This window comes from Trichloromonas sp., from assembly GCF_034006665.1.
Taxonomy (GTDB): Bacteria; Desulfobacterota; Desulfuromonadia; order Desulfuromonadales; family Trichloromonadaceae; genus Trichloromonas.
The window spans coordinates 39,045-57,739 of record NZ_JAVESI010000005.1 but is presented as its reverse complement, the minus strand read 5'-3'; the positions used below and the strand labels follow the sequence as shown (position 1 = coordinate 57,739).

The window sequence follows — 18,695 nt, the reverse complement described above, 5'->3', positions numbered from 1 at the left end:
AGTCAGACCAGTTCCGGATTCAATACATTGTGCAATTGCAGAAGAATGAGCATGCGTCCCTGATAACGGCCGATGCCGGCGATGAATTCCCGATCAAGGCCGGAAAGCATGGCCGGCGCCGCTTCGATCTTGCGCTCATTGAGGCGTACCACTTGGGCGATGCTGTCGACCAGCAGTCCGATGAGACCTCCACCGTGGTGGCAAACGATGATTCGCGACTGGGCTCCGAGCTCCACCTGGCCGAGGTTGAGGCGCCGCGCCAGATCGTAAACCGGAACGACGATGCCTCTGAGCGAAACAATCCCCAGAATGAAATCGGGCACCCTGGGGATATCGGTAATCTCCCGGGGCTTGATGATTTCATTGACCGTTTCGATATCCATGGCATATTCCTCCCCTTGCAGGAAGAAGGTCAGCCATTGCCGATTCTGCTCGGAGAGTAAAAGCTCATCCGCCCGTGCCTCATCGGTGTTCGCGTCGCGAACCCGATCGATCCGATAGGGCGCGTTGAACAGGGCATCGATGGCGGTGGCCTGACGACCGTCGCCTTCCGCGGAAGAGCGAGCGGGAAGATGGCCGTTCGCCTCCGCCGTATCCCCTTGCGCGAAGAGTTTTTCATCCATGCTGTTACTCACGCCACCTTCCCTCCCGCTCAGGCGAAGAACGCCGAATCACCCCGCAGGGTTTCACTCATCAATCCGCCGACGTCCAGAACCAGAATCGTTTTCTGATTACCGAGATCGGCCGCGCCGGCGAATCCCTGGACAAAGGCCAGGGATTCGCCCAGGGACTTGATGACCACATCCTGCTGACCGAGCAGTTCGTCGACGACAATCCCGATTTTCTTCTCGGCGAAGCCGACCACCGCCACGAAAAAGCGCTCACGCCGGTCGCCGCGGTTGTTCAGCTGGAAAATATCTCCCAGCCACAAGAGCGGCAGAGTACTCTCCCGCAGTTCGATCACTTCCTTGCGTTCGATGGTTCGAACCGCCGAGGCCTCAACCATCATCGTCTCCATCACCGAATTGATCGGAATGGCGTAGGTCTTGTCGCCGATCCGGATAATCAGGGCCTTGATGATCGCCAGAGTGATCGGCAAGGTGATGGCGATCGAGGTGCCCATGCCGACTTCGCTGTCGAGTTCGATCATGCCGGAGAGCAGGGCGATGTTGTTCTTGACCACATCCATGCCGACTCCCCGTCCGGAGAGGTCGCTAACCGTCTCTGCCGTGGAAAAACCGGGCATGAAGAGCAGATCGTAAACCTGCTCCCGGGAAAGCTTGGCGGTTTCCGGAATCAGTCCCCGCTCCACGGCCTTGCGCCTGACCTTTTCCGGGTCAATGCCGCGACCGTCGTCGCGCACTTCGATGACGACATGATTCCCCTTTTGTGCGGCGGTCAGGCTGACCACGCCCTTTTCCGCCTTGCCCTGGAGACGGCGCTCCTCGGGGGACTCGATGCCGTGATCGATGGCGTTGCGAATGATATGCATAAGCGGGTCGGAGAGATCCTCGACGATCAGCTTGTCCAGTTCGGTGTCGGCCCCGCGGATTTCCAGGGCGATCTGCTTGCCGAGTTCCCGGGCGACCTTGCGGACAATGCGGTTCATTTTGTCGAAGAGCTGGGCCACCGGAACCATGCGCACTTCCATGACCCCTTTTTGCAACTCCTCCAGGCGCCGTTCGAGAACCCGGGTCGCCTTCTGCAGCTCGCTGGCGAGTTCGGTAACCCCGTCCCCTTTGAGCTTTTCGCAAACCCGGGCGATGGCGGCCTTGGCCAGCACCAGTTCGCCGACCACGTTCATCAGCAGATCGAGCTTGTCGATGTCGACCCGCACCGTACGGCTGATGGAACGGGCGGAAGATTCGGTAGCGGTGGAATCCACGGCCGGTTCCTGATCCGTCACCCCTTCCGGCTCGCCGTCGATGACCATTTCCCGAACGGACGGCGGCGAATCGAGAGGAGGGAGCAGATTTTCCACCGCGACAGCGGGGCCGACTAGGGCTTCCAGCTCGGCCGCGGCAAGGTCGGTGCCAAAGAGCAGCTGGAAGGCAATGCGGTCGGTCAAATCCGCGGCAAGGGGCAAGGTGCTGATGACCTCTCCCTCTTTCTTGAGAAGGTCGGTCAATACGGACAGCTCCTGATCGAAGCTGGCCAAATCGAAATCGACTTTGACTTTAAAGAGGTAGTGACGATTTTTGAGGTTTTCCCGCAACCGGTGTTCTTCGAACTCGGTCAGTACGGCGAGAATTTCCGGGTCGATCCGATCCATCGCCGAAACATCTTTTTCGGCGTCATCGCCGGCAAGAAACTGCTCGACCCGCCGGCGCATGGCCGTGACGTCGAAGGTGAAGTCGGGGTTTTCTCCCTTGCCTTCGACCAAGCGCGACAAAGTCTCGAAACCGTCCGTCAGCAACTGCACCAGATCGTCGCCCAGAGGGATCTTGCCCAAGCGCAAATGGTCGAGAAGATTCTCCAGATGATGGGCCAGGGAGGCGATGTCGTCGAAACCGAACATCCCCGCCAGCCCCTTGAGGGAGTGGGCACCGCGAAAGATCCGGTTGAGCAGATCGGGATCACAGTTCCCCTGCGCCGCACAATCGTCGAGCAGAATCAGGTCGTTATTCAGATTTTCAATGATTTCTTCGGCTTCACCGAGAAAATCACTGATCGCCCGGGACGATGAGGAACTCACCCTGTCCTCCTAACCGAGAAATTTCCGGATCAGTTGTTGCAATTCTTCGGGAGCGAAGGGCTTGACCAGATAGGCGTCGGCACCGAGGTCGAGCCCCTTGAGGCGATCCTTTTCACTCCCTTCGGTACTGATGATCACCAGCGGCAGATGTTTGTAATTGGCATTGCCGCGAATGAAGCTGACCAGCTCCAGACCGTTGATGTCGGGCATATTGATATCGGTGAGGACCATGTCCACCTTTTCCCGGGGAAGAATGCGCAAGGCTTCGAATCCGTTGGCAGCCTCGACAACTTCATAGTCGCCGATGGCGGCGATGGTCGAGCCGATCAGCGCGCGCATGGTGGAGGAATCTTCGGTTACCAGAATTTTTTTCGCCACAACAGCCTCGTCTCGACCTTGAACGCTAGGAAGCAAGTTCGCGAAGCCTGCGTTCCAGAAGATTTTTTTCCATGGTCAGCCCGGCATGCATAAGGAAGATCTCCAAGGCTTCCGTCTCCCCCACGGGAAGATTTTCCGGCAGATTGTCGCCGTAGAGGATAGCCACCACCCGGCCCTCGCTGAGCAGTGGGCCGATAAAGACCTCCTCGGGATCCCCGCCGCCTAAGGACTCCTTCAGATAATTGTCCCAAGGGCAATCTTCCAGAGCCAGTTTGCGGGCGACCTTTTCGTTGAGAACATCACTGAAAACCGAGGGTTCATCCGCAGGAATCTTGATTTTCCGGATCCTCACATCGGCCGATTCATCCTCGAACTCTATACCAAACTGTCCGAGACCGACAATCTCTTTTTCCTTGACCATAAAGATCACGGCACGGTTCATGAATTCACTGGCGAAGCGCAAAACGAGAAGAAGAATGCCCCCTCCCAGAGCCGCGTTGTTCAATTCCTGGACCATGCCCTGCAACTGTTTCAGCGCTCCGGAGCGGAGGCTCTTGGATGACGCGGCGACAGCATCCGCCTCACCGATCTCCTTGAGAAGATCCGAGGCAAAATCGTAAACCGAGGCCTCGCGCTCTTCCGGCCCGAAAATCGAGGTCGGTTCCCGGAGCGGAATCGGTGGCGCCAAGGAAACCTCGGAAAGATCGCGATGCCGGCACTCGTCGATCTTGCGGCTCCCTTCGATCGCCAGGAACTGGGTATTGAGTCCCTGATGAAGGATTGGGCTCCCCTCCCCGGCCAAGGAGTCCGCCCACTCCGCCATCTCTCCCAGTTCGAAGGCGAAGGTACCGTCCGACCAGCCGAAAAAGCTGAAGACCACTTCCTCGATCCGTTCCCGAAGCGCCTCCTGCAACAGCTGCGGAGAAATGCCGAAATTGTGGGAAAGAACCGCCTCCAGGGTAGGTTGCGGACTCAGGCTTTTCCGCAGAGCCCGCGCCCCTTTATAGGTCTCGAAATCAATCACCCCGCGGCGAATCAGAAAATCAGCGAACGCCTCGGGAAAGACGCTGGAGTTTGCTTGTACCACCTTGCCGTTCAGAAAAACGACCTTCCCCTCCCGGTTGCGACTGCGCAGGGTCAGGACTCCGGATTTCTGGCTGAGGCTGACAATCTGGAGGATATCTCCCAACCCCAGATCCTCAAGATTTCCGACTAGGCTCATGACTTTGGTATCCGACCGTGAAAGAGCTCCGGGAAGTTCTTCAGTGTGCGTGTAACAAGCAGAAATTAAATGATTTTTACTATATAGCAAGGAGTTCTTCCCTGTAAAGACCTTTCCCGACTTTTTTAATCCTTGGTGTCACGATCCCGGTCCCGGTAGTGAATGCGGATAGGAACCCCGGAAAAGCCAAAGGCCTCACGCAACTGGTTGGCCAGGTAACGTTGATAGGAAAAATGCACCCCTTCTGCCTTGTTGACAAAGACCACGAAGGTCGGCGGACGGGTTTCGACCTGGGTCATATAAAAAAACTTCAGGCGCTTGCCCTGAAAGACCGGGGGCTGATGGCTACGCTCCGCTTCTGCCAACACCTTGTTGAGCATGGCCGTGGGAATGCGCCGATCGAATTCGGCGGCGACTTTTTCCACTTCCGCCATGATCTTCGCCACCCGCTGTCCGGTCAGAGCGGAAACAAAGATAACCGGGGCGAAACTCAAAAACTTGAAAGTGCGCTGCAATTCCTCCTGGTAGCGTTTCATGGTGGACTGGTCCTTAGCGACCGCATCCCACTTGTTCACCACCAGAATAATGCCGCGTCCCTTCTCAAAGGCATACCCGGCCACGGTAAGATCCTGTTCGGTCACCCCCTCGACGGCATCGATCACCATAAGCACCACATGGGCCCGATCCATGCCCTTGAGCGCCTGGATCACACTGAACTTTTCCAGCTTCTGGCTGACCTTGCCCTTGCGCCGGATGCCCGCTGTGTCGATCAGCACATAGCGCCGCCGGTTGTAGGTAAAGGGGGTATCGACACTGTCACGGGTGGTGCCGGCCTGAGGATTGGCTACCACCCGTTCGTAGCCGAGCAACCGGTTGACCAGGGAAGATTTACCAACGTTGGGCCGACCGATGACCGCCAGGCGGGTCTCCGGCTCGCTTTCGGCATCGCCTGGGGCTTCGGGGAGATGCTCCAGCAAAGCGTCGACCAGATCCGGTATCCCCCGGCCGTGCTCGGCGGATACCGTGTGCAGTTCCCCGACCCCTAGGGCATAGAATTCGGCGGCGATATTTTCAAGCTTGTCGCTGTCCACCTTGTTGACCACATAAAGCACCGGTTTTTCCACCCGACGCAGCATGGCGCAGACTTCGTGATCGGCGGGGGTGAGCCCCTCGCGGCCATCCATGACGAAGAGAATGAGATCCGCCTCCTCCACCGCCAACTGAGACTGCTCCCGCATCTGCACCAGCAGGCGGTCTTCGCTCACGGGCTCAAAACCGCCGGTATCGACCAGAGTGAAGGGTTTGTCGTAACGGGTCACCTCGGCGTAATGACGATCGCGGGTCACGCCCGGAAAGTCCTCCACCAGCGCCTTGCGCTGGCCGAGAATCCGGTTGAAGAGAGTCGATTTGCCGACATTCGGGCGCCCGACGATAGCTACCAAAGACATAAAAGAACTTTCTTTTTCAAATAAGTGGAAGCATTTCTTAAGAAATTGGATGAAGGGCTCAAAAACCCTTTCATCAATAGCCGAATTCCTTGAGCAGGCGCTCGGATTCGGTCCAGTTCTTCTGAACCTTGACGAAGAGTTCGAGGAAGACGCGGGCATCGAGCAAACGCTCGATATCGATCCGGGCGGCTTTGCCGATAGCGCGGATCGTCGCTCCCTGCTTGCCGACCAGAATGCCTTTATGGGATTCCCGATCGACGATGATCACCGCCTGGATCACCACCAGATTCTTCTCCGGCTTCTCCTCAAAGCGTTCCACCAGGGTCGCAACCCGGTAGGGAATTTCCTCGTGGGTCTGCTTCAGCACTTGCTCGCGGATCATCTCGGCGACAATAAAGCGCTCGGGCAGGTCAGTGATCATGTCCTCAGCGTAGTAGGGCGGCCCCTCCTTCAGGTAACGGGGGAGCAGCTTCAGCAGATAGTCGACATTCTCCCCGCTCTGACCGGAAACGGGTACAATCTCGCGGAAGGGAAAGCGTTCACCGTAGGCGGCCATCAGTTCCAGTTGCCGCTCCTTGGGCAACTGGTCGATCTTGTTGATGAGCAGAATCACCGGCAGTTGCGACTGGCGCAGGACATCGAGAATGAAATCGTCGCCGGGGCCGGGGCGGTCCTTGACTTCGACGACGTAGAGGATCAGGTCGACACCGGAGCAGGCGCTCAGGGCCTGATCGACCATGAAGCGGTTGAGCTTGCCGACGGCCTTGTGAATGCCGGGGGTGTCGATAAAGAGCAACTGCGCGCCGGGCATGGTGTGAATACCGAGAATCCGGTTGCGTGTTGTCTGGGGCTTGTTGGCGGTTATAGCGATTTTCGTGCCGAGAATCCGGTTGAGCAGGGTGGATTTACCGACGTTGGGACGACCGATAATTGAGATGAATCCGGATCGAAAAGGCGTGGTTGATTCAGTCAAATGACCAGCTCCTCTGGGGAATAGGCGGAAAAAGACCACAGCGAGGCCTGACCGGCGGCGCTGCGCAGGGTGTGGGGCTCAAGATTGGGATCGCCAAATAGGACAAAACCCGGATAACGCTCCCGCAGGGAACGAAGATTGTCGCAACGGTGCCCCTGGGCGTCACTGAACTCGACCCTCGGCACGGTCACTTCGCGCTCCCCTTGCGCAGCCAGAACGCTCAGCGCCCTAAACCAGAGCCGCGCCCGCACCAGCTGTCCGAAGGCCGGATGCCAGGGACCGGCGAGCAGCGTTGCCCCGTTCGTAAGTTCCGGCTGGTTGTGCAGTCCCCAGCGGATGACCGGCACGTTTTGGTGCCGGCAGCGCCGGGCCATATCGGCGCAGAGATCCACGGCCAATTCAAGGGGCCAGGGACGATAGCGACCGGCAAGATATTCATTGGCCAGGGGCGTGCCCCGCAGCACCACTGTAGGATAGATCCGGAGAAAATCCGGGCTCAACGCCAGAGCTGCATCGAGAGAGCGCAGAGCCTCGGCGCGATCGCCGCCGGGGAGTCCCGGCATCAGCTGCAGACCGACCTGAAGGCCGGCGCGACGCAGGCGCGGGACAGATGAAAAGACCGCCTCGGCGCCGTGCCCCCGTTCGCTGCGCTGCAACACCTCCGGCGCAAAAGACTGGACGCCGATCTCCACGGTCGTCACGCCCCACTCCCGCAGAAACGCGACCTGTTCTTCGCCAAGGGCATCGGGACGGGCGGAAACGCGAATGCCGTCGACGCGTCCAGAGGAAAGGCTCGGTACCACCGCAGCCAGATAGGCTTCTTGGCTCGCCGGTGACAACGAAGTGAACGACCCCCCATAAAATGCGACCTCGCCACCCCGACGACCAGTGAGCATCTGTTCGAGTTGCGTGCCGACAGCAACCGGATCAGGAGGAAAAAGACGGCCGCTGATCTTCTCCTGCCGACAGAAGATACAGCGATGGGGACACCCGGCATGGGGGATGAAGAAGGGATAGATGCGCACCTATTCCCCCAAAGCTTCGAGGGCCTGGCGGGCGGCCTGCTGGGAAGCCGCCTTCTTCGTCACGCCGGTCCCCATGCCAATGCCGCGTCCTCCGTGGAGAACCTCGATGGTATAGGTCCGGTCGTGATCGGGGCCCTCGGCTCGTACCAACCGGTAGGCGGGAGGCGAACACTGGCGCGCTTGCAGAACTTCCTGCAGACGGGTCTTGTAATCGATTCCGGACTTGCGGCGAAAGGCCTGATCGGTAGCGGCGGCAAAGAAGCGATCCACCACCGGGTCCACCGCCTCCAGTCCCCCATCAAGAAAGATGGCGCCAAGCAGGGCTTCGACGGCGTTGGCGATAAGACTCTCTTTGTGACGGCCGCCGCTCTTCTCCTCGCCCCGCCCCAGCCACAGACAATCGCCGATGCCCAAGCGCCGGCCCACCGCCGCCAGGGCCGGTTCGCTGACCACCTCGGCACGGATGCGCGTCAGTTCGCCTTCGGGAAGTTGCGGGTAATCGAGGAAAATACGCCGACTGATCACCATGTCCAAAACGGCGTCGCCGAGAAATTCGAGGCGTTCGTTATGTCCGGGAACGGTGTCCGGGTGTTCGTTGCTGTAGGATTTATGCGTCAGGGCTTCGCGTAACAACTGCTCGTGCCTGAATGCATAATCGACCTGAGCCGCCAAGGATGCAGATCGGGCGGAAATCGCGGGACTATTTTCCATGACGAGGGGAGTTCCAGGCTAATGATTAAAAACTGGCGGTAAGTATACAGAAGCATGCCCGAAGTGGCAACGATTCCCCGTGGGTTTTAGAGGCGATGGTTGTGAAAAAAGGATTTTGAAAAAAGAATTGACAAATGACTTAAGGGAGACTATAAGCAGACTTTATTTCGTAAAAACCGCATACGCAAGGAGATCGACCCATGCAATGTCAAACCGTTCTTCCCGGTACTGAATGCACCTTCTGGTCCAAAAAAGGTTGTACTTTTGAAGGCAACAGCTGCCAGCTGGTGATCGACAAGTGCCAGGGTTGCGAGCGCATCGTCGAAGGAACGATCGGTCAGGTCTGTTCGGTGGCCCCCTCCCCCGCGCAAAAGTGGCGAGGCGGTCTGTGTAACTTCGCCACCCACCAGAAGATCGAAATCAAGAGCGTCGAAGCCAAGGTCAACCCCCTCAAGGCTTCCAAGAAAGCGGCCAGCAGCAAGAAGAAGTAAGTCGACCGTTTGCAACCAACAAACACAAAAAACCGCCTCACCGGCCTGTTCCGGGAGGCGGTTTTTCTTTTTGCCTTAATTTCAAAAGAAGACAAAGAGTAATGGCAGCAAAAAGGCCGTCGTCAGGCCGTTGAGTCCGATGGCCAACCCGGAAATCGCCCCGCCCAGGCGATCGACCTCAAGCATACGGGCGGTTCCAACCCCATGGGTCGCCGTACCTACCGCCAGACCCATGGCTGCACCGTCACGGATGCCGATACTTCGGCAGAACTCGGGACCGCACATGGCACCGAGACAGCCGGTGACCACCACCAACGCGGCAGTCAGGGGGGGGACGCCGCCGATCTTTTCCACGATGCTGATGGCGATCGGTGTCGTCACCGATTTGGGCGCCAGAGAAAGCACCACTTCGCGGCTTCCGCCCAGAAGCCAGGCCAGGCCCGAGGCGGACAGGATTGAGGTCAGTGAGCCCGCAAACACTCCGACCAGAATCGGCAGTTTACGCGCCAGAATCTCCTTGCGCCGGGCATAGAGGGGAAAACCGAGGGCAACCACCGAAGGCCCAAGGAGAAAGAGGATGTACCGTCCTCCCTCGGCATAGTCTTCATAGGGAATATCCCCGAGGAGAAGCAGGCCGATGATGGCCAGCACCGCCACCGCCACCGGATTGAGAAGAATATGCCGGGTACGGGCATAGAGCTTCTGTGCCAAGGCGTAGACGATCAGGGTCAATGCGATGCCGAAGAGTGGCGAGCCGAGAATTTCATTCATTTTCCACCCTCCCGCCGCGCCGTTCGAGCCAGAGGGCGACCCAGCCGGTGACCGCCATGACCACGAAGGTACTGAGAAACGTCGCGACTACGATGGGCAGCCATTCCGCGGCAAGCAGATCGAAGTAGACCATGACCCCGACCCCGGCGGGAACAAAAAAGAGAGCGAGGTTGGAAAGCAGCAGATTAACCGCCTCTTCCACCCATTCGGGACGAACCAGTTTGAAATTGAGGGCAAGCAATAGCAGCCCCATGCCGAGGACGTTGCCGGGCACGGGGAGTGCCAGCGAGGAAGACAGCACCTCCCCGAGCAACTGCAGCAGCAGCAGGATGGCAAAACCCCGGACCATGCGCCCGCCCCTAACCTTCGCCCTTGAGACCATCGATCACCGCCGCAACCTCGTTGCGTAGATCGGCGGAATCGGCGGCGTTTTCCAAACGGAGAAATTCGCGGAAATGGGCAAGGGCTTCCTTCGGCTCCTCATCATCAAGACAGATGTAGCCTAGGGTGAGATGGGCAAAGGCGAATTCGGGATCAAGGCGTAAAGCCTCGCGGCAGGCCTTTTCTGCCTCCGCCAGATCACCCTGATCGTAAAGCAGTTCGGCAAGATTGTAATGTCCCTGTGGGTCTTCGGGATCAAGCTGAATGACCTGACGGTAGCAGGCGACTGCTTCCTCGACACGGCCGGCGGCGGCCGCCGCATCCCCCAGAGAATTGAGAGCGAAGGCCGACTCGGGATCGATCTCCAGAGCGCGGCGGTAGCACGCCTCGGCGTCGCCCAGTCGTTCTTGGCTGAACAGCACCAACCCTTGGCTGACCAGCGCATCCGCTTCGGACGGGTCGAGCTCAATGATTCGCCCGTAAGCATTCAGTGCCCGCTGCGGCTGACGCGCCTCGAAGCAGGCATCCCCCAACAGATAGAGACTGTCGATATCGTCCGGTGCCAGGGCCAAAGCCTTGTCGAGCGCCGTAACGGCCTCACCGGCAGCCCCTTCCTCGCTCAGGGCCTCACCGAGCAGGCGCCAACCTTCGGGGCGCTCCGGAAGCGCTTCCGTCGCCAGGCGGAAGGCCCGCGCCGCCTGGGTGAAAGCTTCGCTCTCCAAAGCGCGCCGACCTTTCTCCAAGAGCAGTTCGTAGTCCTGCATAGGTTTCATCCTTATCGCTGAAAATTGTCGCGTGAGATATGATCCAAGGCCTCGACCAGCCCCCAGGGGCTGCTGTCGAAGGTCGTCATCGGCACCTTCAGTTCCCGGGACAGATCCTCAAGGCGCAGGTCGTCGAGAAAGACCTCTTCGCCGTCCCGCAGCATCACTTCGGGAACCAGCAACCGTTTACCCACGGTCACGCCGCGCAGTTGGTGGAGGATGTCGCGACCAGTGACCAGGCCCGCCACAGTCACGCCGCCGCCGAAAAATTCGTTGCGGATCACATGGACAAAGATCGTCGTGCCGACGGCAGCCTCCAGAGCCGAAGCGAAGCGCACGACCTCGGCGGCGGCCGATTCCCCGGTCAGCACGGAGAAAGGTCCAGGAGGAAGCTTGTCCACCTCCGCGAGAACCTGTTCCGCCTCCTCGCGGAAGAGGGGGATCATCCCAACCCCGTTTTCCAGTTGACCCAACTCTTCATAATCGTCGATAGGGGGAAAAGGCAGCCCAGCGCGCAGGTAGAGTTCATCGGCGGCGAAGACGAAACGGGAGCCCCCCTGACGCAGGCACTCCCGCTGGAAGTCGTGGATCATGGCCAGCGTTTGACGGGCCTCTTCGATGGTGGGCAGACGCAAGGTCGGCAGATTGCGGCGATGGCCGGTCAACCCTACCGGCACCACTGCCAGGGAGAGGATGTTCGGCCCGAGGGCATGAAGATCGGTCAGGGTTTGGAGTAGCGCCGGTCCGTCATTGAAGCCCGGGCAAAGCACCACCTGGGTGTGCAGCTGGATCCCCCCTTCGACCAGCTGTCGCAGCAAAGGAAGGACGGCCGGCCCCTGGCGACCGAGGAGACGCTGCCGCAATGCCTCGTCGGTGGCATGGACCGAAACATAGAGGGGGGAAAGGTGCTGTTCGAGGATCCGCCGGATGTCCTCTTCGCCGATGTTGGTCAGGGTTACGTAAGCACCGTACAGGAAGGAAAAGCGATAGTCATCATCCTTGACGTAAAGGGATTTGCGCATACCCCGGGGCAACTGGTGGACAAAGCAGAAAAGGCACTGATTACCGCATTCCTCCGGATCGGGGTGAGGAACATCGATACCCAGGGGCTCTTCGGCATCCTTGTCGAATTCAAGAAGCCAGGTTTCGCCATCTCGCTTGAGCAACTCGATGCGCAGATCCTCGGCTTGGTCGGCCAGGGCCACATCGAGCAGATCAACCACCGGCCGCCCGGCGATGGAGACCAGACGATCTCCCCTTTCCATACCGAGTTCCGCCGCGATACTGCCCGGATCGACCGAAAGAATCTCAAGCATGAAGAAGATCCTCAAAAAGGGCGGACAAAACGTAAGCAGCCAATCCCTGAAGATCGATCACCACAAGCCTTCCCGCCGGCACTGAGAAAAAAGAAGTATTAGCTACAAAAAACCCGCCCCCGGACGCCCCGCTCAGATAAGCGTCGGGAGTCCGGGACCGGGCGGTTCTTGCCGGATGCTAGCGGACGAAAGAGATCAATCCTTGCCGCCGTGCAGACGGAAGGAACCGTCGGACGAGGTGATGGAAGAGATGGCATGCTTGTAGAGCAGAATGTCGCCGCCGCTTTCGATCAGCAGGCAGAAACTGTCGAAGGATTTGATATATCCTTCGAGTTTTTCACCCGACATCATGACAACGGTCACCCTTACCCGCTCTTTGCGCGCCTGGTTGAGGTATTGATCCTGGATGTTAAAAGGGGTCTTAGCCATATCCGCTCCTTGTACGTAGCAAAAAAAGTTCAATTAACTTTAGGATATTAGCAGACTCGCTACAGGAATCAACCCAAATTATCGCCTCATCCCCACGAAACCATGTCAACTGGCGCTTGGCATAATGCCGACTGTTTCGCTGGATTAAGGCCGTCGCTTCCGCCAGGGAGATTGCCCCCCGCAGATGGCATATCATCTCCCGGTAACCGATGGTGCGCAGCGCCTTGCTTTCGGGATCGCAGCCCCGCTCAAGGAGGCCGCGCACCTCCGCCGCCAGACCCTGCTCCAGCATCAATTCGACGCGCCGATCAATGCGCCGGTAAAGCTCCTCCCGAGGCGGAGCAAGGGCTATCTTCAACGTAACGTAGGGACGTTCGGCGAAAGCATGCTCGCGTTGGAAGTCGGAAAGACGGCGCCCAGAAAGCCGGAACACTTCGAGAGCGCGCACGGTGCGGGTCAAATCCCCCGGTTGAATCCTGCCAGCCAGGGGAGGATCGAGCTCTCGCAGCAGCCGGTAGAGGGTCCCCCCCCCTTCCCGCCTTTCACGCTCCAGCAGTTCGGCGCGCAACGCCGGATTCCCCGCGGGGGCCGCGACCAGCCCCTCAGTAACGCCGCGCAGATACAGACCGGTGCCGCCGAGCAACACCGGTACCTTGCCGCGCCTATGAATGGCAGCGATCGCCGGATGCGCCAGACGAATGAAGTCGGCAACGGAAAATTCCTCGTCCGCTTCCACGAGATCGAGAAGATGATGAGGAACCCGGTGACGCTCCTCGGCAGTCGCCTTGGCGGTGCCGATATCCATCCCCCGATAGACTTGGCGGGAGTCGGCGGATACGACCTCGATGGGATAGTACCGGGCGAGCTCCACCGCCAGAGCCGTCTTTCCCGAAGCGGTCGGGCCGCAGATCACCAGCAGGGGGGAAGATTCCCGAGCGTTCATCATCAGGTTCGCTTAAAGAGCTTTTCGATCTCGGTGAGCCGCTGGCGTACCATCACCGGCCGGCCGTGTGGACACTGGGCCCCGAAATCCACTCGGTCCAGATCGCGCAATAATGCGGTCATCTGCGGCGGCGAAAGGGGTTGGTTTGCCCGGATCACGCCATGACAGGCCATCAGGATCAGCACCTGCTCCAAGGCGTCTTCCGCCAGGGAACTGCTGCCGATCTGGCGTAACTCGGCGGCCAGATCGCGCAGCAGTTGTTCGGCCTGGCCGGCATCGAGCAGTTGCGGAATTTCCTTGAGCACGTAACTCTTGCCCCCGAAGGGTTCGACCACCAGGCCGAGACGTTCGAGGTGGGGAAGAGCTTCGCGCAGGGCCTCGGCTTCGCCGTGATCGACCTCGATGATCACCGGAAAGAGCAGGGACTGGCTGGGGATGCGTCCCTGGCGGTACTGGCTGCGCAATCGTTCGAAACCGATGCGTTCATGGGCCGCGTGCTGATCGATCAGAACAAGATCCGACCCGTCCTGACAAACGAGGTAGCTGTTGCGATACTGGCCGATCAACCGCAGGGAGGAAAAGAATCCGTCTTCCGCCGTTGTCGGCGGCAGGGGAACAACGACCAGCGAAGAAGATATGGGCGCGGCGCCGGAGGAAGGCGCGGTAATCGCCGGGCGCGTCACGAAAGAAGCACCGCGGGCGTAGGTCTCCAGGGATTCCTGCACCTCTTGGCGCGGGTCGCGCGACGGAGGAGGAGAGGCCAGGGGAGAAGCGGTAACGGGTGAAAAAATTTCGGCAGTGGTGGTGGCACTATCCCGAACCTCCAGCCAAGAGGAGGATTTCAGGGTGGCGCGCACCGCCTCGGCGATGAAGTCGTGGACCTGGCGCTGGTCGCGAAAACGGACCTCATCTTTGGTCGGATGCACATTGACATCGACCCGTGCGGGATCGAGTTCGAAAAAGAGGACCACGACCGGATAGCGACCCCGGGGCAGAACGTGACGGTAGCCTTCAAGCAGGGCGTGACGCACCACCCGATCCCGAACGTAACGATGGTTGATATAGATATGGAGAGCACCGGTCGTCGCCCGCTGTACCGCCGGTTGGCTGATGAAGCCGGAGAGCCGCAGTCCTTGGCCGTCGTCCACCTCCAACTCCAGCAGATCGGTAAGCAGAGGCCGACCGAGAAGAGCACCCACGCGATCGGCGAGACGATGCTGCCGGTAGGCATCGACCAGCGTGCGCCCATCGTGAACTAGGCGAAAATGGACCTGAGGTGCCGCCAGCGCCAGCCGCGTGACCAGATCGGCGATATGGCCGAATTCGGTCTCTTCTTTGCGCAGGAATTTCCGCCGCGCCGGGGTATTGAAGAAGAGGTCGCGAACCTCGACAGTCGTACCCGGCGGCATGCCGCAGGCACCGGCGCGACGGATGACGCCCCCTTCGGCGTAGATCTCCCAGCCGCTCTCCTCAACTGCGGCATGGGTCCGCAACAGGAGTCGACTGACGGAAGCGATGGAGGGCAAGGCCTCACCGCGAAAACCCAGGGTACGTAAAGCAAAGAGATCGTCGGCGGCGCGGATTTTGCTCGTCGCATGCCGCTCAAGGCAGAGAAAAGCATCATCTTTGCCCATCCCCCGGCCATTGTCGATGACCCGAATCAGCCGCCGTCCCCCCTTCTCTACCTCCACGACGATATCGGTAGCACCGGCATCGAGAGCGTTCTCCAGCAATTCCTTGACCACCGAAGCGGGGCGCTCAACGACCTCGCCGGCGGCGATCTGATTGCACAATTGTTCGGGAAGAATCTGGATGGTTCCGGACATGCGCCGCTCGCGTAAAAAGGAAGAGGCCGGTGCGACCGGCCTCAAAGAGTAAGTGGCTGGCGATAAATCGCTAATCAGATCTGCTGTTCGAGGCGGTCAAGCATGGATTCGATCTCGTCGAGATCGTCAAGATCCGGCTCCGGACTTTCGGCAAAACGCGGCCGGTTAAAAAGCCCGAGATCCCCAGCGACACTGTGAACCGTCTTCAGATCGACATCCGTTTGTTTAAGCATGAAAGCCTCAAAGAGACAGTTGTCGCAGAGGGTATTGATCAGCCGCGGCACCCCTCCCGAATAACGGTGAATCATCGGAATCGCGTCACTCTGGAAAAGCATGCGCGTCGCCCCGGCGACCTGCAGCCGATGCTGGATATAGGAACGGGTGGTGTTCAGCGAAAGGGACTTGAGATGATACTTGACCGCGACCCGCTGCGACAGAGGTTCATCCAGCCGCAAGCTCTCCTCCACCTCGGGCAACCCGAAAAAAACAATATTGAGCAACTTCTTCCCGGGAATCTCCAGATTCAGCAGTCCCCGGAACTCCTCCATCAACTCCCGGGTCTGAAGCATCTGCGCTTCATCAATAAGAACCACCGCCTTTTTTCCGGCAGCATCGATAACGAGCAGCCGTTCATAAAGCTGATTGAGCAGCGGCAGCCGGTCTTGGGCCGGATTTTCCACGCCCAGCTGCATGGCGATACGGGTGAGAATCCAGTCGGCGGTGATCCCGGAATGAACCATGACCAGCAGTGACGATTCGTAGTGCTCTTCATCGAGGCCGTCCAGCATCTTGCGCGCCAGGGTGGTCTTGCCGGTGCCGACGCCGCCGATGCAGACCGCCAACCCCTTGTTGGAATCGACCGCGTGCATCAACCGCAGCAGGGCCTGGCTGTGCTGCTCGCTGTTGAAGTAGAAACGGGCGTCCGGGGCATTGGAAAAGGCCTCGCGATTCAGCCCGAAATACTCGATGTAGGACACGCGCGTCCTCCCTCTGGACGAAAAGGGGATCAGATATAGGAAACCCGGCCTTTGCCGCCGCCGGGTCCGCCGGGACCTTCATGATCTTCGACCCCGAGACCCAACTCCCGGCGCAGGGAGAGGATCTTGGCCTGAACGTCCCGGTAAAACATATCGACATCATGCACATTCTGAAAGCATTCCAACGCTTCCAAAGGGCGCTGAACAAGTTCATAAACCTGTCCCAAATCGTAATAGATGCTCATGCGCTGGGTCGCACTCAACCCCGGCAAAGCCAGACCCATCTTGAGGGTGGCTTCGGCCCCCTTGAAATCCCCCTTTTCCCCCTGGCACAGGGCGATCAGGGTCACGCTGTCAAGACAGCGGGCGGCATCGTTCATCGCCTGTTCGAACTCGCCAATGGCATCATCGAGCAGGCCCATCTCCTTGTAGGCGATGCCGAGATTGAAATGGGATTCGACGTCGTTGACATCGATCTGGGCACGCACCCCTTTCTTGAATTCGGAAAAGACCCCTTCCATGCCGTAGCGGTCCTTGCCCGAGGGGATGGTTTCCGGAATGGGAAGGTTCTCTTCTCCCAATTCTTCAAGAACCTCGGCGCCGAAATCGAAGAAATGATTTTCAGCCAAGGACTCGGGAGAGGAACCTTCTCCCTCTTGCGAGCGGATATCGGCGAGGAGTTCCTCGACATCACGACAACCGGGCTCGACGGCAAGCAACTCACGGCAGAGAGCACGCGCCTCGCCAAAGCGGCCCTGCGCCGCCAGAAAGCTGGCCTCTTCGAGCTTTTCCGCAAAACCAGAGGCTTCACTGACAAGCGGTTCGGCAACGGCATCAGCGACCGAGAAGTCAAAATCGGGTAGCGCTGTGCGCTCTTCCGAGGGAGACAATTCCGCCGGTTCGTCATCGAAACTCAGCGAAAGCTCATCACTGTCGAGATCAAAGGGAACCATTTCTTCCGGTTCCCCCTTCACCGCACTCCCGTCAACCGGTGCGGCCGGAACTTCTTCCGCAAGATCAGCGAACGCGTCGTCGCCGGGAAGATCGAGAACAAGCGGAACTTCCACGGCCGGATCGCCGTAATTTGCAGCGACGGGGGAAGTTTCGAGGGATTCCAGAAACTCCAGGGCCATTTCTTCCGAATCCTCGGCGGCGGCCGGCTCGATTCCTCGAATATCCGGCGCAGTCTCGTCAAAGACGAGAGGCGGCATACCTTCCTCCGGAAGAGAGGCAATTTCAGCGGACTCTTCGGCCATAGTGTCGAAGAGTTTCCCCCCCTCGCCGCTGAATTCATAGATGGTGCGCAGAGTCGCAGTCACCAGGGGTTCGTCGGGCAGTCGGTCGCGCAAGGACTCGTAAAATCCCCGCAGCACCGTCAAACGTCCGGCTTCGAGGAAATCGGCCTTGGTCGCTTCGAGCTGGTCAAGAGCTTCAATCGCGGCCTCCCCGGCAAGGCAAGCCCTGACCAGACGCTCGCGCAGATCGAGATCACCGGGAACAAGTTCGACCAACTCTTCGAGCAACGTCTGTTCACGACCGTGATTGCCGAGCAGGTTGTAACCCCTCGCCAGGGCAGCGATAAGCGTTGGATCCTCGGGGGCGTTTTCGCGCAGGGATTCAAGCAGGGCAATGCCCCGCGCCGGATCCCCCTGATGAATCAAAGAGATGCCCAGCCCGATCTGGATCAATGCTTCGTCGGGGAAAAAGCGGGCAAAAATTTCATAAAGTTTGTGAATCTTGATCTGGTCGTTCTTGGACTGCAACACCTTGAGGACATCCTGAAAGTCCTCCAAGGCCTCGTCCTTCATGCCGGCGTCGGCCAGGGTTTCCCCCAACTTGACCCGAATATTGAGATTTTCCGGGTCGATGGTCTTCATCCGGCGGAGCACGGCAATGACCTCGTCCCTATGTCCCGCCTGTTCATGACAGGCGATCAGCTGACGATACTCAGCGAGAGCGTTACCGATCAGGCCCTGCTTGACGTTGAGCTCAGCCAGACGGGTATAGATATCGAGATTGTCGGGGGAGATGCGCTGGATCTGCTTGAAGACGGCGATGGCTTTCAGGTAGAAGCCGTTGTCCGCATAGTGGTTGCCGACCCTGTGATATTCTTCCAGGGCCTGGGCCGTCTGTTTGGCGCGATTATAGAGTTCGGCGAGCTTCTGCCGGTGACGAATGTCCTTGGGTTCAAGTTCGACCAGTTGCTGGTAATCCTTGATGGCCTTGGCGATCTGCCCCTTTTGGATGTTCTTTTGCGCCGAATCGATGAGCTTTTCTTTTTTGGTCAAAACCGCCATCCCTCTGAAAAATAAAAAACAATTTGAATCTAAACTAACCTCGCCATG

Annotated in this window: 18 protein-coding genes; 1 reads left to right on the top strand and 17 read right to left on the bottom strand. The window is 58.9% G+C overall.

All coding sequences use genetic code 11. The annotated features are described in order from the left end of the window. Nucleotides 1-2 precede the first annotated feature (2 nt). From RBR25_RS03740 to rnc, 8 genes are all read right to left on the bottom strand, one after another. Nucleotides 3-635: a chemotaxis protein CheW gene (locus RBR25_RS03740; protein WP_432818190.1), complete on the bottom strand. Its 633-nt coding sequence runs from the start codon at nt 633-635 to the stop codon at nt 3-5. Between the two features lie 17 nt (nt 636-652). Further along, entirely contained in the window at nt 653-2,695 is a 2,043-nt protein-coding gene (locus RBR25_RS03735) for a chemotaxis protein CheA (RefSeq protein ID WP_432818189.1), read from the bottom strand. A 9-nt stretch (nt 2,696-2,704) separates the two neighbouring features. Beyond that, the gene (locus tag RBR25_RS03730) at nt 2,705-3,073 is read right to left on the bottom strand and encodes a response regulator (protein WP_432818188.1); all 369 of its coding nucleotides are present in this window, start codon (nt 3,071-3,073) and stop codon (nt 2,705-2,707) included. Between the two features lie 25 nt (nt 3,074-3,098). Beyond that, nucleotides 3,099-4,295: a DUF4388 domain-containing protein gene (locus RBR25_RS03725; protein WP_432818187.1), complete on the bottom strand. Its 1,197-nt coding sequence runs from the start codon at nt 4,293-4,295 to the stop codon at nt 3,099-3,101. Between the two features lie 125 nt (nt 4,296-4,420). Next, on the bottom strand, nt 4,421-5,743 hold the full coding sequence (gene der, locus RBR25_RS03720) for a ribosome biogenesis GTPase Der (protein ID WP_432818186.1): 1,323 nt from the start codon (nt 5,741-5,743) through the stop codon (nt 4,421-4,423). Nucleotides 5,744-5,816: 73 nt separating this feature from the next. Next, nucleotides 5,817-6,716, bottom strand: a complete 900-nt coding sequence (gene era / locus RBR25_RS03715) for a GTPase Era (protein WP_432818185.1) — start codon at nt 6,714-6,716, stop codon at nt 5,817-5,819. Further along, nucleotides 6,713-7,741: an elongator complex protein 3 gene (locus RBR25_RS03710; RefSeq protein WP_432818184.1), complete on the bottom strand. Its 1,029-nt coding sequence runs from the start codon at nt 7,739-7,741 to the stop codon at nt 6,713-6,715. The genes era and RBR25_RS03710 overlap by 4 nt, the downstream gene beginning before the upstream one ends. Next, nucleotides 7,742-8,452, bottom strand: a complete 711-nt coding sequence (rnc, locus tag RBR25_RS03705) for a ribonuclease III (RefSeq protein ID WP_432818183.1) — start codon at nt 8,450-8,452, stop codon at nt 7,742-7,744. Nucleotides 8,453-8,652: 200 nt separating this feature from the next. Between rnc and RBR25_RS03700 the strand changes: the two genes are divergently transcribed. Beyond that, nucleotides 8,653-8,943, top strand: coding sequence for a PxxKW family cysteine-rich protein (locus tag RBR25_RS03700; RefSeq protein ID WP_432818182.1), 291 nt, complete (start codon nt 8,653-8,655; stop codon nt 8,941-8,943). 81 nt (nt 8,944-9,024) lie between these two features. Here the strand turns inward: RBR25_RS03700 and RBR25_RS03695 are convergent, their stop codons facing one another. From RBR25_RS03695 to RBR25_RS03655, 9 genes are all read right to left on the bottom strand, one after another. Next, the gene (locus RBR25_RS03695) at nt 9,025-9,714 is read right to left on the bottom strand and encodes an LrgB family protein (RefSeq protein WP_432818181.1); all 690 of its coding nucleotides are present in this window, start codon (nt 9,712-9,714) and stop codon (nt 9,025-9,027) included. Beyond that, nucleotides 9,707-10,063 carry a CidA/LrgA family protein gene (locus RBR25_RS03690; RefSeq protein ID WP_432818180.1) on the bottom strand — a complete coding sequence of 119 codons (357 nt, stop codon included), beginning with the start codon at nt 10,061-10,063 and terminating at the stop codon, nt 9,707-9,709. The genes RBR25_RS03695 and RBR25_RS03690 overlap by 8 nt, the downstream gene beginning before the upstream one ends. A gap of 10 nt (nt 10,064-10,073) precedes the next feature. Beyond that, a complete protein-coding gene (locus RBR25_RS03685; RefSeq protein ID WP_432818179.1) occupies nt 10,074-10,859 on the bottom strand; it encodes a tetratricopeptide repeat protein in 786 nt (261 codons plus the stop codon). A gap of 11 nt (nt 10,860-10,870) precedes the next feature. After that, entirely contained in the window at nt 10,871-12,175 is a 1,305-nt protein-coding gene (locus RBR25_RS03680; protein WP_432818178.1) for a DUF512 domain-containing protein, read from the bottom strand. A 195-nt stretch (nt 12,176-12,370) separates the two neighbouring features. Further along, nucleotides 12,371-12,604, bottom strand: coding sequence for an RNA chaperone Hfq (hfq, locus tag RBR25_RS03675; RefSeq protein WP_432818177.1), 234 nt, complete (start codon nt 12,602-12,604; stop codon nt 12,371-12,373). Then, a complete protein-coding gene (gene miaA / locus RBR25_RS03670; protein WP_432818237.1) occupies nt 12,597-13,547 on the bottom strand; it encodes a tRNA (adenosine(37)-N6)-dimethylallyltransferase MiaA in 951 nt (316 codons plus the stop codon). Before miaA ends, hfq begins: the two co-directional genes overlap by 8 nt. Nucleotides 13,548-13,549: 2 nt before the next feature. Continuing rightward, on the bottom strand, nt 13,550-15,373 hold the full coding sequence (gene mutL / locus RBR25_RS03665; RefSeq protein ID WP_432818176.1) for a DNA mismatch repair endonuclease MutL: 1,824 nt from the start codon (nt 15,371-15,373) through the stop codon (nt 13,550-13,552). 74 nt (nt 15,374-15,447) lie between these two features. After that, entirely contained in the window at nt 15,448-16,350 is a 903-nt protein-coding gene (locus tag RBR25_RS03660) for an ExeA family protein (protein WP_432818175.1), read from the bottom strand. 29 nt (nt 16,351-16,379) lie between these two features. Beyond that, on the bottom strand, nt 16,380-18,638 hold the full coding sequence (locus RBR25_RS03655) for a tetratricopeptide repeat protein (RefSeq protein WP_432818174.1): 2,259 nt from the start codon (nt 18,636-18,638) through the stop codon (nt 16,380-16,382). Nucleotides 18,639-18,695: the final 57 nt, after the last annotated feature.

Coding starts and splice junctions, on each gene's coding strand:
- mutL (WP_432818176.1), bottom strand. CDS start 15,373: ATGTCCGGAACCATCCAGATTCTTCCCGAACAATTGTGCAATCAGATC.
- hfq (WP_432818177.1), bottom strand. CDS start 12,604: ATGGCTAAGACCCCTTTTAACATCCAGGATCAATACCTCAACCAGGCG.
- RBR25_RS03725 (WP_432818187.1), bottom strand. CDS start 4,295: ATGAGCCTAGTCGGAAATCTTGAGGATCTGGGGTTGGGAGATATCCTC.
- RBR25_RS03695 (WP_432818181.1), bottom strand. CDS start 9,714: ATGAATGAAATTCTCGGCTCGCCACTCTTCGGCATCGCATTGACCCTG.
- rnc (WP_432818183.1), bottom strand. CDS start 8,452: ATGGAAAATAGTCCCGCGATTTCCGCCCGATCTGCATCCTTGGCGGCT.
- RBR25_RS03685 (WP_432818179.1), bottom strand. CDS start 10,859: ATGCAGGACTACGAACTGCTCTTGGAGAAAGGTCGGCGCGCTTTGGAG.
- RBR25_RS03690 (WP_432818180.1), bottom strand. CDS start 10,063: ATGGTCCGGGGTTTTGCCATCCTGCTGCTGCTGCAGTTGCTCGGGGAG.
- der (WP_432818186.1), bottom strand. CDS start 5,743: ATGTCTTTGGTAGCTATCGTCGGGCGCCCGAATGTCGGCAAATCGACT.
- RBR25_RS03700 (WP_432818182.1), top strand. CDS start 8,653: ATGCAATGTCAAACCGTTCTTCCCGGTACTGAATGCACCTTCTGGTCC.
- RBR25_RS03680 (WP_432818178.1), bottom strand. CDS start 12,175: ATGCTTGAGATTCTTTCGGTCGATCCGGGCAGTATCGCGGCGGAACTC.
- miaA (WP_432818237.1), bottom strand. CDS start 13,547: ATGAACGCTCGGGAATCTTCCCCCCTGCTGGTGATCTGCGGCCCGACC.